Raw genomic sequence first — 13,495 nt, forward strand, 5'->3', positions numbered from 1 at the left:
CCGAACAGCGCGCCGTCCTGGAACAGGACACCGAACAGCTTGCGGATCTCGTAGAGATCCTTGTTCGAGCAGGTGGTGATGTCGGTGCCGTCGATATAGATCGAGCCCTTCTCCGGGCGCAGCAGACCGATCAACGACTTCAGGAAGACCGACTTACCGGTACCCGACGGGCCGAGCAATGCGCTGACTTCCCCCGGCGGCAGCGTCAGCGTGACGTCCTGCCAAATACGCTGCGAACCGAACGACTTCGTGATGCCTTCGGTCCTGACCTCGACGCCCATAGCGAACTCCTTGATTCTTCCCCACCCGACATCCCGGCCAGAGTGGATTTTCATTTAGATTCAATTCTGCGGGAACAAGCGAAACTCGGGACTGTGCACGTGAGTTCCGGCATGCGTGCGACACGCCACGAGAGAGCGCCCATCTCATGCGATGGTCGAGTCCACGCCGACAACAGCTCGACCAGTGACCCGGTCACGGGATTGCGAGGGCAGTCGGCGAAGCATCACCACTGTCAGAGCGACGATCCACAAGCCCCACGTGAAAACAGCCGCGTACCAAGTCAGTACGGCGTCCGGAGCAAACGGACCATTCTTGGCGAAGATAATGCCGGCCTGACCCGGCTCCACAACGGCAACCACGATGCTCAGCCAGCCCAGCCACGCGGGAAACACCGCCGCCCGCCCGCGCTGCCGCAGAATCAGGATGCCGACAAGAAGCATCGAGAAACCCAGCTGAGGCCAGATCAACATCGAGCCGATCCAGGCCACGTCACTGAAGGCCTGTGTGACATCCGGGTTCGCCTCTCCCGCTCGATACACCGCAACGGCGAAGAACGCCAGATCGAAACTGAGGAGGATCGGAGAGGCCGCCAGACTGACGATTGCCACGACGGTGGCGATCCTGGCGCAATCCGCCTGCCAGAGCATGTATCCCAGTTGCAGAGACCACGCCAGCAAGAAAGCCATGGCGATACCGCAGAGCGTTATCCCGATGAGAAAGCCCGCGGAGTGCGCCACGTAGTAGTCGGCCGTGGCCACCGCGGAAATGTCGAAATGCGGCGGCTGGGGCATGAAGACCTCCAGTCCAACACCGCAGAACACGGCAAAGAACAAGCCGTTCCATATAAAGAACCGCTGCCAGCCCAGATCAGCGTTGCGCATCGTGAACTCTCCCTTTCGTGGCCACTCCGGGCGGCTGTCAGACGGGGGTGATGTCGGAAATAAGCCAGGTGCCGGCATCGCGGGCCATGGTCACCCGGACGCGACTGCCATCCAGACGCGGCCCCTGGTACTTGGTGCTGGTGGTCTCCTGGTTCAGGAACAGCAGCAGCGTCACCTCGTCTCGGCCGGCCGCGACCACCGCGGTACCGACGATCGTGGCTTTCGTGACGATCGAATCCCGATGAGCGGCAGGAATGATCACGCTCGCGCCGAGCTTGCCGAAATCGTCTCGGAACTTGCCGGTCAGATTCTGAGTTGTGGTGGAGAACTCGCTGTCGACGGTGTTGAAGTCGTACGAAAGCACCTTCGGGACACGGCTTTGCGCGGAGTCGCGCGCCTCGCGCACAGCCGTGGCGACAGCACGATGATCGGACACGCTGCGCTCGAGCAGGACCGTGGTAGCGGTCGTCCCGCCCAATAGCAGCCCGAGCAACACGGTCGACGCGATGGCGGCGGTGCGACTCAGCCGGAACACGCCCCCGAGACGGCGGCGAATTGCGAACCGACCCAGCCCCCGAGGCCGATGGACCGGCGAATCTTCTTTCTGCTCTTCGCCTTCGGCAACAACTGCGGTGGCTTCCTCGTCCACGATGTCGGCGAGTGCGGTGTCGGTGGTCATGCGACGAACTCCACGTTCGAGACGAGCCAGTGGCCGTCGGAGTGGTCGAGGGTCATCTTCATGCGGTACACCCGCTGCTGTCCCTCGGGGGCTTCGGTGTTCTTGACCGTGGAGGTGACCGCGGTCAGGACGGTGGCGTGCGCGTCGTCGATGTCGACGACACCGGATGCCTTGACCTCGCCGGTGGATTCGACCTTGCCGTTCTCCAGCACGCTGGCGAAGTTGGCCGAGATCTTGTCCCACTGGTCGCGGAACGCGCCCGTCGAGTCGGCGGCGATAGCGTCGAGGTTCTGCTTGGCCGAGGAATGATTGAGCGTGACGAGTTGCACGGCAATGCGATTCGCGGCGGCCAGCACCGCGTGATCGCGGTCGTCCGCGCGGGTGTTGGCGCGGACGTCGAGTCCCAGTTCGGCATTCACGCCGTTCAGCACCAGTACCGCGGCGGCTATCAGGACTATCGCCCAGCCGAGAACCCGCCTGCGCGGCCGCTGCGGCGAAGCCGCGCTGTCGACGTCGTGTTCCTCATCGCTGAGGACGGCAGCCTGATCTTCCCGATCGGCCGCTACTTGATCAGCAGTGATTGCCATCCCTGGTTCTCCTCTCCGTGGGCGAGGCTCGGAGCCGGCTGCCCGAGTACATAGGTGAGGCCGTCGGGGCCTCGGAAGGTGCCGTCACCTTCGGCATAGGGCACCGTCAGTGCCGCGGGCGCGGCCGTTGGTGGCGCCGCGGCCGGCATGGGTGACGTCGGCGGCTGCGGGGCGGCGGCGGGCGCCGAATCCCCCGGGTGCGCAAGCATTTCCGGCCACGTCGAAGGCAGCCCCTTCGGGCAGTTCGCGACTTCCGCCGTCCGGACGGAGGGATCGCCGGCACACGGCGTGTTGCGAGCGCCGCGAATGACCTTCGGGTCATCCGGAGCGATCTTGCAGTAGTTGTTCTGCGGGACGTCGGCCGGACCGGTATCCGACGGATCGCGGCGCTGAGTGGCTTGGAACCCTTCGGTGCACGGCGGCGGATTCAGCGTGTTGCCGAGCTTCACGTCCAGCGCCGCCGCCGGCGCGAGCAGATTGCCGTCGGTCTGGAATCCCCCGCCCACCACGCTGTAGTCGACCGCGGCCGCCAGTGCCGGATAGACGACCAGAACCTGACGCAGCCCGGCCACATTCACCCGCAGTACTTGGCCGACCGTTTGCAGATCGGACAGCAGGGCGGGCAGCGGTGTGCTCAGATCGGCCAGGGTGCCCGTGACAATGGCTGCCGCCGAAGGACCTTGGTCGAGCACGCCGCGCAGGTCGGCGTCGCTGCGCGCGAGCTGGTCGGTGAACGAGCCGAGATCGTGTACCGCGGAACGCAGTTCGGTACGCACCGAGTTTCCGGTGTGGAGCAAGGGTTCCGCGTCGTTCAGCAGCGTCACCGTCGGGCCGATATCGGCCTGGGCGAGGTCGAGGAACTTCGCCGAGGACTCGATCAACGAGGCCAGCGCCGGACCGGTTCCGTTCACGGCCTGGAAGGTCTCGTCCAGGGTGGTGCGCAGCGAATCGGTGGACACGCTCGCCAGCAGGGTCTGGGTCTTGTCGAGCACATCGCTGGTCGGAATCGGCACGGTGGTCCGCGTCCGCGGGATTTCCGAGCCGTCGGACAGGTAGGGCCCGTGTTCGTCCGACGGGACCAGATCGACGTACTGCTCGCCGATCGCCGAGGTGCTCTTGATGGCAGCGGCCGCAGCGGACGGAATGTGCCAGCTGTCGCGCAGCTGCATCCGAACCTTGACGGTGCCGTTGTCGAGGTCCACTCCCGTGACCTGGCCGATCTCGACGCCGCGGTAGGTCACCGACGCCGATTCGTAGATTCCACCGGCCTCAGCGAAATCGGCTGTCACCGTGTAGGTTCCGATGCCGGTGACACGTTGGACGCCGATGTAGTGGATGGCGCCGTAGACCAGGCTGATCACCCCGAGCACCGTGAAGACGATCAGCTGTCCCTTGATCAGGCGTGTCTTCATCACCGACCTCCGCTCTGGTCTGCGTCCGGGGCCGCGGGCTCTTGAGCAGCGGCATCCGTCTGGGTCGGTGCGAGCAGTGGATTCACGGCGCGGTTGGACATCGGAACCAGGTCCTTGAACGGAATGCTGCCGATGATCTTGTCGCGGATGGTTTCCACGCTCAGGTCGAGCGTGAGGAACAGATTCACGTAGTCGCCCTTGATGGCCTTGTCGGCGACCGTGACCGGAAACGGGAAGGTCGCGGCGACGAGAAGCGATCCGGTCAGATCGGAGCCGGCCGCGGCCAGCTGACTGAGGACCGGTTGGAGGTTGTGCAGATCGGAGGTCAGATCGTCGTGGCTGGACCGCAGTACCTGCGCCGCGCGCTGCCCGAAGGCTCCGACCCGATCGAGCATGGTGACCAGCTGGGTCTTCTGTTGGTTGAGGATGTTCAGCGCGGGCTGGATCTGTTCGATGCCGGTGCGCAGCGTGTCCTTCTGGTCGGCGAGTTCCTTGGCGAACGCGTCGAGACTGTCGATGGCGCGAACGATGTCGTCCCGTTGCGCGTCCAAACCGCTGACGAAGGTCGCCAGTCGGCTGAAGGACCGATTGACGGCGTCCTCATGGCCGCTCAGGCCCTGATTCAGCTCGGACATTATCGTCCGGATCTGTTGCAGACCACTCCCATTGAGCACGAGGGACAGGGCCGCGAGGACTTCTTCGGTCGCCGGGTATTCCGAGCTCGCGGACAGCGGGATCACATCCCCGTCACGCAGCTGCCGGTCGCCGGCATTGTCCTTCGGAGTGGTCAGTTCGAGATACTGGGCTCCGAGAACACTGGTCTGCGCCAGCCGCGCCGTCACGGTCGCGGGCAGGCGCACACCCTTGTCGATCTCGAGTGTGGCGACCGCGATGTTGTTGCGCACCGCGATGGAGGCGATCGTGCCGACGGTGACGTTGTCCGCCTTCACGAACGAGTTCGCCACCAGATTCTGGGTGTCACGCAATTCGACTCGGACCGTGAAGGAACCGTGATGAATCGCGTTACCGGGCAAGGGGATCGAGTTGACCCCGTCGAAACGGCAACCAGCCGTCAACAGCGCGGTCAGGAGCAGAACACTGCCCGCACGAACTGTGGTGGAGGTCTTCATCGTCCGGCTCCCGGGACGAGCAGGTCGGACAGACCCGGAATCGGTGGCAGACCGGCCGGCAAGCCGGGCACGCCGCCGGCCGGTGCGGGCGCTGGTGCCCCGCCACCCATCGCCGCGCGGGCCGCGGCACCGAACAGGTCACCGAACTGCGCACTGGCGCGCGAGCATTCTTGCTGAGGCGCGTGCACCGTGGTCAGCAAAGCGCAGATCAGCGAGACCGGATCCGGGAAGTCCGGCACCGCGAGATTTCCGGTGAGCGAATGCGACTGCGGGTCGTAGATGTTGTAGAAGTTGTCGATCGCGGTCGGCGCCAGGTGCAGGATCTCCGCCAGGTCGTCCTCCCGGTTGACCAGCAATTGGGTGATGTTGGTCAGGTTTCCGACGTTCTTGATCAACGCGTCGCGATTGTCGGCGACGTAGCTTCGAATCTCGGGCAGCATCGCCTGGAGGGACTGGAGTGCGGCCGCCACCTGAGTGCGGTTGTCGTTCAACAGGTTCGACACTCCAGCGAGTTGATTGACGAAGGCCTGGACCTGGTTGTCATTGGCGGCCAGCGCCGAGACGACGACCTGCAGATTCCGGACCGTGGCGAACAGCTCCGGCCCGCCGTCGGCCAGGGTCTGCATCGCCTGCGACAGGTTCACCAGTGTCTGGTTCAGGGTCGCGCCGTTGCCCTGCAACGCCTTCGCGGTCGCATCGGTGAAGCGGGTCAGTGTGCCGGCGTGGTCTCCGGCCTTGGGCCCGAGCTGGGTCGCCAGATCGGTGACCTGCCGCTTGACCTCGTCGTATTCGATCGGCACCGCGGTCCGCTCGAGCGGAATCACCGCACCGTCAGCGAGCGCGGGGCTGTTACCGGCCTTCGGCGTGAGCTGAATGTAGCGACCCGACACCAGAGTCGGCGCGACGATGACGGCGTGGGTGTCTGCGGCGACAGGATGCTCGGTGTCGAAGTGCAGCTCGATCCGGACGCGATCGCCCACCGGGGTGATCGAGTCCACCGCCCCGACGCGAACACCACGCAGCGTCACCCGGTCGCCCGGGTACAGCCCCACCGAGTTGGTGAAGAAGGCCGTGATCCGCACGGTCGAACCATTCGTTATCCACCAGGTCGCCGCGGTGCTCACCAAGGCCACCGCGACGAGCAGGGCGAGGATTCGGCCTGGCATGGGGATGCGGGATATGCCCGCGCGCAAGGATTTCATCGGTGGCTCCCTTGTCCGGGACTGCCAGGCTGCTGGCCGTTGAGATTCGCGGGGGCGATGTTCTGCAGCAGCGCACCGAAAAACGGTCCGCTGGCGACCGCCTCGCCGAGCTGCGTGACATACGGGCGGAGCCCGAGAATCGCGGAGTTGATGTTGTCGTAGTTCGTATTGAGCAGGCCGACGACCCGGTCGAGTTCGGCGAGCATCGGTGCCGTGGTGGCTTTGTTGTCCTGCACCAGACCGTGCAGCTCGTCGCTGACGCCCTTGACGTTCGTCAGCAGCGTCCGGATCACCTGGGCCCTGTCGTTGAGCGCCGCGAACAGGGAGCCGCCGTCGGTCATCAGCGCGGTGAGGTTCTGATTGCGGTCGGCGAGCACACCGGTGACCGAGTTCGCATGCCCGAGCAGCTCGCGCAGCGCGCTGTCACGGGAACCGATGGTCGCCGACAGCCGCGACATGCCGTCGAGCGAGGACTTCAGATTGTCGGGCAAGGTGTCCATCACCTTCGACAGGCTGTCGACCGCATCGGACAGCTGCTTCTTGTCCGTGCCCTGCAAGCGGTCGGTGAGCTGGTTCAACGCCTGGGTGAGGTCGAAACCGGATGTCGTGCGCTCCAGCGGAATTCGCTTCACCGTTAGGCCGTCACCATCGGGACGCAGGTCGACGAACCGTCGTCCGAGCGCGGTCTCGACCTTGATCGCGGCCGTGGTGCGGCCCCCCAGGGCCTGCCCGTGCGTGTCGATCTTCAGCGTGATGTCGACATGGTCGCCGCCCAGCCCGATGGAATCGACCTTGCCGACCTTGATGCCCGAGATCTCCACCGCATCACCGGTATCGAGTCCGCTGGCATCGGAGAACTCGGCCACGATCGTGCTGCGCCCCGGCAACCACGGAATGTTGTCGTAGTTGAAAACCGCTACGAGCAGTACGAAGACGATCCCGGTGCAGATGAGTCCGAGCCGGACCGGATTGCGTTCGGAGAACGTCTTCTTCTGCGTCTGCTTCTGCTGCTTCGTCATTTGGCCTGGCACCTTTCGGCGGGAGCGACGAACATCGGGGTGTCCTGGTCGCCGCCGCCGATGGCGGGGTACCGGATCGCCAAGCCGCACACGAACCAGTTGACGAAGCTGCCGTAGCTGCCGACCCGAGTGATCAGCGGATAGGTCGCGGGGAGCTTCCCCAGCACCAGCGACAACGTGTTCGAGTCGGCATTGAGGTTGCCGGCCAGCTGTTTCAGTCCGTCGATGTCACCGCCGATCGCGGGCCGGTTGTCCACCAGCAGTTGCGCGAGTTCACCTGCGCCCGCGTCGATTTGGTCCAATCCCGTGGTGATGGTCGCGCGATCGTTGTTCAAACCGCTGACCAGCGACTGCAGATCGACCACCAGATCATCGAACTTGTCGCCGGTGTTATGGATCGCTCCGAGCGCGACGTCCAGGTTCTGGATCGTCTCCCCGATGACCTGGTCGCGGTCGGCGAGCGTATTGCCGAGCGTGCCCACTTCCCGGATGAAGTCGGCGATGCTCTGCTCCTGGCCGTTCAGCACCGAGATCAGTGAGGCGGACAGCTTGTTGGCATCGTCGGGATTCAGGCCCTGCAGCAGCGGCTTGAATCCGTTGACCAGGCTGTCGATATCGAGTGCGGGCTTGGTCTGCGCCACCGGAATCGGGTCGTTCTCCGACCTGCGCCCGGACCCATCCGGTTGGGCCGTGACCTCGAGATAACGATCGCCGATGAGGTTCTTGTACTTGATCGCGACCGTGGAGCTGCGCAGCACTTCGACGTCACGGTCGACGCTGAATCCGATCTCGACCAGCTTGTCGTGCGCGAAGTCCACCGACTTCACCTTGCCGACAGGCACTCCCGCGACTTTCACATCGTCGCCGACCTTCATGCCGGAGGCCGAGGTGAACAGCGCGTGATAGCTGCGGGTGGACACGAAGCGCAGGTCTCCGACGACCACGACGAGCATCGCCGACACGATGGAGGTGATGGTCAGAAAGATCGCCAGCTTCAATCCGGCGTGGCGGGCGGTCATCGGGTCAGTCCGTAGATCAGGGCCGCGAAGGGATTGCCGATCAGGTCTTCGGGCGACCGGACCGGCCCGTACACCGTTGTGCCGGTGTTGAAGTCGGTGTGACCGACCGGCGTACTGTTCGGCCCGAAGGGATACCCATAACAACTGGGCGGGTTGTCGGCACCGTTCACAGGAAGATCCTTCGCGTAGGTGTACGGCGGGTCACCCATCAAGATGGTGCCCAGGGCGTTCAGACCCGGCCGCCCACCGCCGAACGCCCGCTCGAAATACTTGCGAGCGTCGTTGAGAGCGGACAGGAAGCAGGGATACGAGGGGGCCTGCTCGCCGAGTACCCGGGTCGTCGGCTCCAGCGCTTGCACCGCTCCGATGAGCGGAGTCCCCGAGGAATCCAGGAACGAACTGCCGGTATTGCCGAAATTGGTGAAGGAGAGCAGGAAAGCGCTCAGACTCGCCTGCTTCTCGACGATCGTGGAGCTGGTGGTCGAGAAATTGTGAATCGTATTCATCAGGTCGGGAGTCGCCGCGGCGAGGGTGTCGAGGTTGTCGGCGATCAGCGGAACATCGCGCTGCAGAGTCGGAATCGAGTCGTTGAACTGGCCGAGGTAGCGGTCCAGGGCGACCATGAGGTCACCGAATCGACCGCCGTGTCCGTCCAGCGCGGTCCCCAGCGCGGTCAGGGTGGCGTTGATCTTCTGCGGCTCCAGGGTTTTCAGCACGGAGAGCAGGGTCTGGAAGATGTCGTTGATTTCCACGGTCACCTTCGACCCGTCGATGACGGCCCCGGCCGACAGCTTGTTCGCGGCCGGCTGCTCGGGCAGCAACAGCGTGACGAATTTGCGCCCGAACAAGGTCGTGGGTGCGATTTCGGCGCCGACGTTGGCCGGCAGGCGTCGAGCCTGACTCGGTTCGAGATCGAGGGTGAGCTTCGCCCGGTCGTGGTCGAGGTCGATGGCGCTGACGCGGCCGACGACCACGCCCTGCACCTTGACATCCGATCCGGGCGCCATCAGCAATCCGGCTCGATCCGAATACAGGTACACGCGCGTGCTCGAGACGAAAGTTCCACTGCAGGAGGCGATTGCGCCCGAAACAGCCAGGATGAACGCGATCAGGGCGCTCAGGCCCAGGGTCAGTGCGCGGCGGCGCGAGACTTCGAGTTTCATCCGGACACCCGCACCGTCGCGTGAATCCCGCCGTACACGGCGATGCCGATGATGAGGTCGATGATCATGATCGAGATCAGCGAGGCCCGCACCGCGCGGCCCACGGCCACGCCGACACCCGCCGGTCCCCCGGAGGCGTGGTAGCCGTGGTAGCAGTGCACGGACATGACCACCAGAGCGAACGCGATTACCTTGACCAGCGACCAGATCACGTCGCTGGGCACGAGGAAGACGTTGAAGTAGTGCGTGTACGTGCCCTTCGACTGGCCCGACAGCACGATGCTGACGAATTGCGTCGAGGCATATCCCATGAACAGCGCGATCGCGTACAGCGGCACGATCGCGATCAGCCCGGCGAGAATGCGAGTGGTGACCAGGTACGGCACCGCGGGCACCGACATCACTTCGAGCGCGTCGATCTCTTCGCTGACCCGCATCGCACCCAGCTGCGCGGTGAACCCAGCGCCGACCGTGGCGGTGAGTGCGACACCGGCCACGACGGGAATGGCTTCGCGGGTGTTGAAGAAGGCGGAGATGAAGCCGGACAGCGCTTCGATGCCGACCCGGCCGAGCGAATTGCTGCCCTGCTGACCGACCTCGTAACCGGCCGCAGCGGTGAGGAATCCGACGATCACGATCGTGCCGCCGATGACCGCCAGCGCTCCGGTGCCCAGGCTGACCTCGGCGACCAACCGGATCATCTCGCGGCGGTAGCGGCGCAGCGTCCGCGGGATCCATCCGATGCCGTGCAAATGGAACGACAGTTGATCGCCGAGCCCGGCGATCCCCTCGACCGGGCCCGAAGCGGCGCTGAAGACCCTGTGCCCCAATCGTTTCCGGCGCAACGCGTCAGTGACGCGATAATCGCTGGTTGTACTCATCTCGTTGGTCCGTTCAGTTCAGCCACAGGGTGGTGATGATGGAATTGGCGAGGAACAGCAGCACGAAGCTGAAGACAACGGTCTGATTCACCGCGTCGCCGACGCCCTTCGGTCCGCCCTTCGCATGCAGCCCCAGGTGGCAGGCGACCAGCGCCGCGAGGAGACCGAACACGCCGGCCTTCAACTCGCTCACCAGCAGATCCGGGATCCCGGTGAGGATCGGAATCGCGGTGATGAACTGTCCCGGAGTCGCACCCTGCAGAAACACCGCGTACAGATATCCGCCCGTCAGGCCGACCGCGGTGACCAGGCCATTGAGGAACAGCGCCACCATGGTGGAGGCGAGCACGCGCGGCACCACCAGGCGCTGCAGCGGATCGATGCCGAGCACCCGCATGGCGTCGATCTCCTCGCGGATGGTGCGGGAGCCGAGATCGGCGCAGATGGCGGTGGCGCCGCAGCCGGCGACCACCAGAACGGTTGCCACCGGACCGATCTCACGGATGACCGCCATGCCCGCCCCCGCGCCGGACAGGTCGATGGCGCCGACCTCGTTGAGCAGCACATTGATCTGGAAGATCACCATGACGCAGAACGGGATCGCGATCAGCAGCGTCGGCACGATCGACACGCCCGCGACGAACCAGGACTGCTCGATGAACTCGCGAACCTGGAACGGCCGCCGCGGCACCATCCGCAAGGTATCCAGCGTGGTTCCGAAGAACTGCCCCACCGCACGCGGCACAATCGCGGCCTTCTTCGCCACACCGTCCCAGCGCCCCGGCGACGATCTCCCGACGGACACAGCACTGCCCACCATGAACGAGCCTTCCCGCTTCACTCCTGGTCAATCGAACAGAAGTCGTATCTATGTTTGATTAAATTCCCCGTTTGGAGCGCTCCCGCGGTCCCGAAGCGCAGGAGGTGCGCGAGCCGATGCCGCGCGAGCCGAACGAGTGAACTCCGAGTGTGCCCCGGATCACATCGGAAGCGTAACATAAGTCGGCTTATCCGCAAGTGTCGCATGCCACTGGATCGACGAATGCTTTTTAATTTAGAGTAGATAAGTAATGAACCCATAGAGTGAAAAGGGAGTGGCGCAGATGTCGCTGGTTACCGATCAACCCGAGGATTGGACCGAACCCGGTGCCCACCGGATCGCGGACGGCATCTACCGCATTCCCCTCCCCCTCCCCCTCGACGGGCTCGGCACCGTCAACGCCTACGTACTGGAGTCTCCGGACGGGCTGGTGGTGATCGACCCGGGCTGGTATGGGCCGCGGACCGAAGCCGCCATGGCCGAAGCGCTGCGCCGGCTGGGCTACACGCTCGGCGACATCACCACTTGCCTTGCCACCCACCATCACTGGGATCACTACTCCCAGGCCTACGCCTGGCGCAGCACACTGGGCTGTGAGCTGATGGTGGGCAGTGGGGAACGCCACAGTATTCTGGGCTTCCGGACCGATGCCGGGCGGTTCCCCAATCACGCGCCATTGCTCGCGCGCTGCGGCGCACCGCAACTGGCAAAGGAACTCGCTCATACGCCGGCCCCCGAGAACGAAGTGGGCATCTCGTTCGGACCGCCGGACCGCTGGCTCGACCACGGCGATCGGATCCAGCTACGCAGCGGTGAGCTCGAAGTGATTTCGACACCCGGGCACACCCGTGGCCACGTCGTGTTCCACCACGCCGACAGCCGGTTGCTGTTCTCCGGCGATCACATCCTGCCGCACATCACGCCATCGATCGGTTTCGAGTGGGCACCGGAGGCCCATCCGCTCCGCTCATACACCTCATCCCTCGAACTGGTGCACCGGCTGTCGGATTCGGCTGTGTTGCCGTCGCACGGTCCGGTGACCCTCAGTAGTCACAGCCGAATCGACGAACTGCTGCACCACCATCAACGACGGTTGGACGAGATCTGCGACGAGGTCGCCACCGGAGCGTCGACAGCCTACGAAGTAGCCCGGGCCTTGCGATGGACCCGCCGGAATCTCCGGCTCGAGGAATTGCCGATCGACCACCAATTGTCCGCGGTGACCGAAATCCACGCGCACCTCGACGTCCTCGAGATGCTCGGCAGGGTCAGCTACACCGACCGGAGCAACGTGCGCACCTACGCGCTCAGCGCGTAATCCACTGCACCGCAGTCCCGATCGCCATTCGGCGGACACCCGAGGGTGTCCGCCGAATGGTGCGTCAAGCGTTCACCCATGCCGAGGCGGTGATGGCGTCCACCGCCTGTTCGTATTCGGCCCGCATTCGTTCCACGATCGCCGCCGTGCTCTCGACCTTGTCGATCACGCCGATTCCCTGCCCCGAGCCCCAGATCTGGCTCCATGCCTTCGGTTTCGACTCGTCCGCGCCGGAGCCGAACGCGGGGCCCGCGGCCGCGGGCAGACTGTCGGGGTCGAGGCCGGCTTCAGCGATGCTGCGTCGAAGGAAGTTGCCGTGCACGCCGGTGAAGTAGTTCGAGTACACGATGTCGGATGCCGCGCTCTCGACGACGCACTGCTTGTACTCGGGGGCGGCGTTCGCTTCCTGGGCCGCGATGAACGCCGATCCGACATAGGCCAGATCAGCTCCTGCTGCCTGCGCTGCCAGTACCGATCGTCCGTGCGCGATGGCGCCGGACAGCAGCAGCGGACCATCGAACCACTGCCGAATTTCCTGCACGAGCGCGAAGGGGGACAGCGCGCCCGCATGACCGCCGGCGCCCGCGGCGACGGCGACGAGGCCATCGGCGCCCTTCTCGATCGCTTTGTGCGCGAAGCGATCATTGATCACATCGTGCAACACGATTCCGCCGTAGGAGTGCACGGCCTCGTTGACATCCTCTCGGGCGCCGAGTGACGTGATCACCAGAGGCACCCGGTGTCGCACACACTGTTCCAGGTCATCCTCGATCCGGGCATTGGTCTTGTGCACGATCAGGTTCACCGCGAACGGCGCCGACTTGCGCGTGCCGTCAGCTGTCGCATCGTGATCGGCCAGTCGCTCGGAAATCTCGGCCAGCCAGTCGTCCAGCATGCTCACCGGTCGCGCATTGAGCGCCGGAAAGGATCCGATGACACCCGAGATACACTGCGCTACAACAAGTTCCGGCCCAGAAACGATGAACATCGGGGCGGCGACGACAGGTAGCGCCAGTCGGGAGCACAGGACATCGGGAAGCATCGGCTACCACCGTTCATAGTTCGCCCGACCGAGAATCCGGTCGGCGGAGGATAGTTTTTA

The 13,495-nt window shown here is 64.7% G+C and carries 14 protein-coding genes; 1 reads left to right on the forward strand and 13 read right to left on the reverse strand.

The features are described from left to right. From ACWEKS_RS40975 to ACWEKS_RS41030, 12 genes are all read right to left on the reverse strand, one after another. Positions 1 to 281 (reverse strand): ATP-binding cassette domain-containing protein (locus ACWEKS_RS40975; RefSeq protein ID WP_452345101.1); only part of this gene is annotated, 281 nt, incomplete at its 3' end. Positions 282 to 425: 144 nt separating this feature from the next. Further along, the gene (locus ACWEKS_RS40980) at positions 426 to 1,163 is read right to left on the reverse strand and encodes a hypothetical protein (protein WP_452345102.1); all 738 of its coding nucleotides are present in this window, start codon (positions 1,161 to 1,163) and stop codon (positions 426 to 428) included. Positions 1,164 to 1,200: 37 nt separating this feature from the next. Further along, positions 1,201 to 1,842: a hypothetical protein gene (locus tag ACWEKS_RS40985; RefSeq protein ID WP_452345103.1), complete on the reverse strand. Its 642-nt coding sequence runs from the start codon at positions 1,840 to 1,842 to the stop codon at positions 1,201 to 1,203. Continuing rightward, the gene (locus tag ACWEKS_RS40990) at positions 1,839 to 2,429 is read right to left on the reverse strand and encodes a hypothetical protein (protein WP_452345104.1); all 591 of its coding nucleotides are present in this window, start codon (positions 2,427 to 2,429) and stop codon (positions 1,839 to 1,841) included. The genes ACWEKS_RS40985 and ACWEKS_RS40990 overlap by 4 nt, the downstream gene beginning before the upstream one ends. After that, entirely contained in the window at positions 2,405 to 3,841 is a 1,437-nt protein-coding gene (locus tag ACWEKS_RS40995; RefSeq protein ID WP_452345105.1) for an MCE family protein, read from the reverse strand. The genes ACWEKS_RS40990 and ACWEKS_RS40995 overlap by 25 nt, the downstream gene beginning before the upstream one ends. Continuing rightward, positions 3,841 to 4,971: an MCE family protein gene (locus tag ACWEKS_RS41000; protein WP_452345106.1), complete on the reverse strand. Its 1,131-nt coding sequence runs from the start codon at positions 4,969 to 4,971 to the stop codon at positions 3,841 to 3,843. The genes ACWEKS_RS40995 and ACWEKS_RS41000 overlap by 1 nt, the downstream gene beginning before the upstream one ends. Next, on the reverse strand, positions 4,968 to 6,173 hold the full coding sequence (locus ACWEKS_RS41005) for an MCE family protein (protein ID WP_452345107.1): 1,206 nt from the start codon (positions 6,171 to 6,173) through the stop codon (positions 4,968 to 4,970). The genes ACWEKS_RS41000 and ACWEKS_RS41005 overlap by 4 nt, the downstream gene beginning before the upstream one ends. Next, positions 6,170 to 7,192, reverse strand: a complete 1,023-nt coding sequence (locus ACWEKS_RS41010) for an MCE family protein (protein WP_452345108.1) — start codon at positions 7,190 to 7,192, stop codon at positions 6,170 to 6,172. Before ACWEKS_RS41010 ends, ACWEKS_RS41005 begins: the two co-directional genes overlap by 4 nt. Beyond that, complete coding sequence (locus tag ACWEKS_RS41015) at positions 7,189 to 8,211, reverse strand: MCE family protein (RefSeq protein ID WP_452345109.1); 1,023 nt, start codon at positions 8,209 to 8,211, stop codon at positions 7,189 to 7,191. The genes ACWEKS_RS41010 and ACWEKS_RS41015 overlap by 4 nt, the downstream gene beginning before the upstream one ends. Further along, a complete protein-coding gene (locus ACWEKS_RS41020; RefSeq protein WP_452345110.1) occupies positions 8,208 to 9,374 on the reverse strand; it encodes an MCE family protein in 1,167 nt (388 codons plus the stop codon). Before ACWEKS_RS41020 ends, ACWEKS_RS41015 begins: the two co-directional genes overlap by 4 nt. Then, entirely contained in the window at positions 9,371 to 10,255 is an 885-nt protein-coding gene (locus ACWEKS_RS41025; protein ID WP_452345111.1) for an MlaE family ABC transporter permease, read from the reverse strand. Before ACWEKS_RS41025 ends, ACWEKS_RS41020 begins: the two co-directional genes overlap by 4 nt. Positions 10,256 to 10,268: 13 nt before the next feature. Continuing rightward, the gene (locus tag ACWEKS_RS41030; RefSeq protein WP_452345112.1) at positions 10,269 to 11,075 is read right to left on the reverse strand and encodes an MlaE family ABC transporter permease; all 807 of its coding nucleotides are present in this window, start codon (positions 11,073 to 11,075) and stop codon (positions 10,269 to 10,271) included. A 283-nt stretch (positions 11,076 to 11,358) separates the two neighbouring features. On the opposite strand from ACWEKS_RS41030, the gene ACWEKS_RS41035 reads away from it, so the two are divergent. Next, positions 11,359 to 12,393 carry an MBL fold metallo-hydrolase gene (locus tag ACWEKS_RS41035; RefSeq protein ID WP_452345113.1) on the forward strand — a complete coding sequence of 345 codons (1,035 nt, stop codon included), beginning with the start codon at positions 11,359 to 11,361 and terminating at the stop codon, positions 12,391 to 12,393. 64 nt (positions 12,394 to 12,457) lie between these two features. On the opposite strand, the gene ACWEKS_RS41040 is transcribed toward ACWEKS_RS41035, so the two are convergent. Then, positions 12,458 to 13,435, reverse strand: coding sequence for an NAD(P)H-dependent flavin oxidoreductase (locus tag ACWEKS_RS41040; protein WP_452345114.1), 978 nt, complete (start codon positions 13,433 to 13,435; stop codon positions 12,458 to 12,460). Positions 13,436 to 13,495 lie beyond the last annotated feature (60 nt).

It is taken from the genome of Nocardia sp. NPDC004711, from assembly GCF_053601595.1.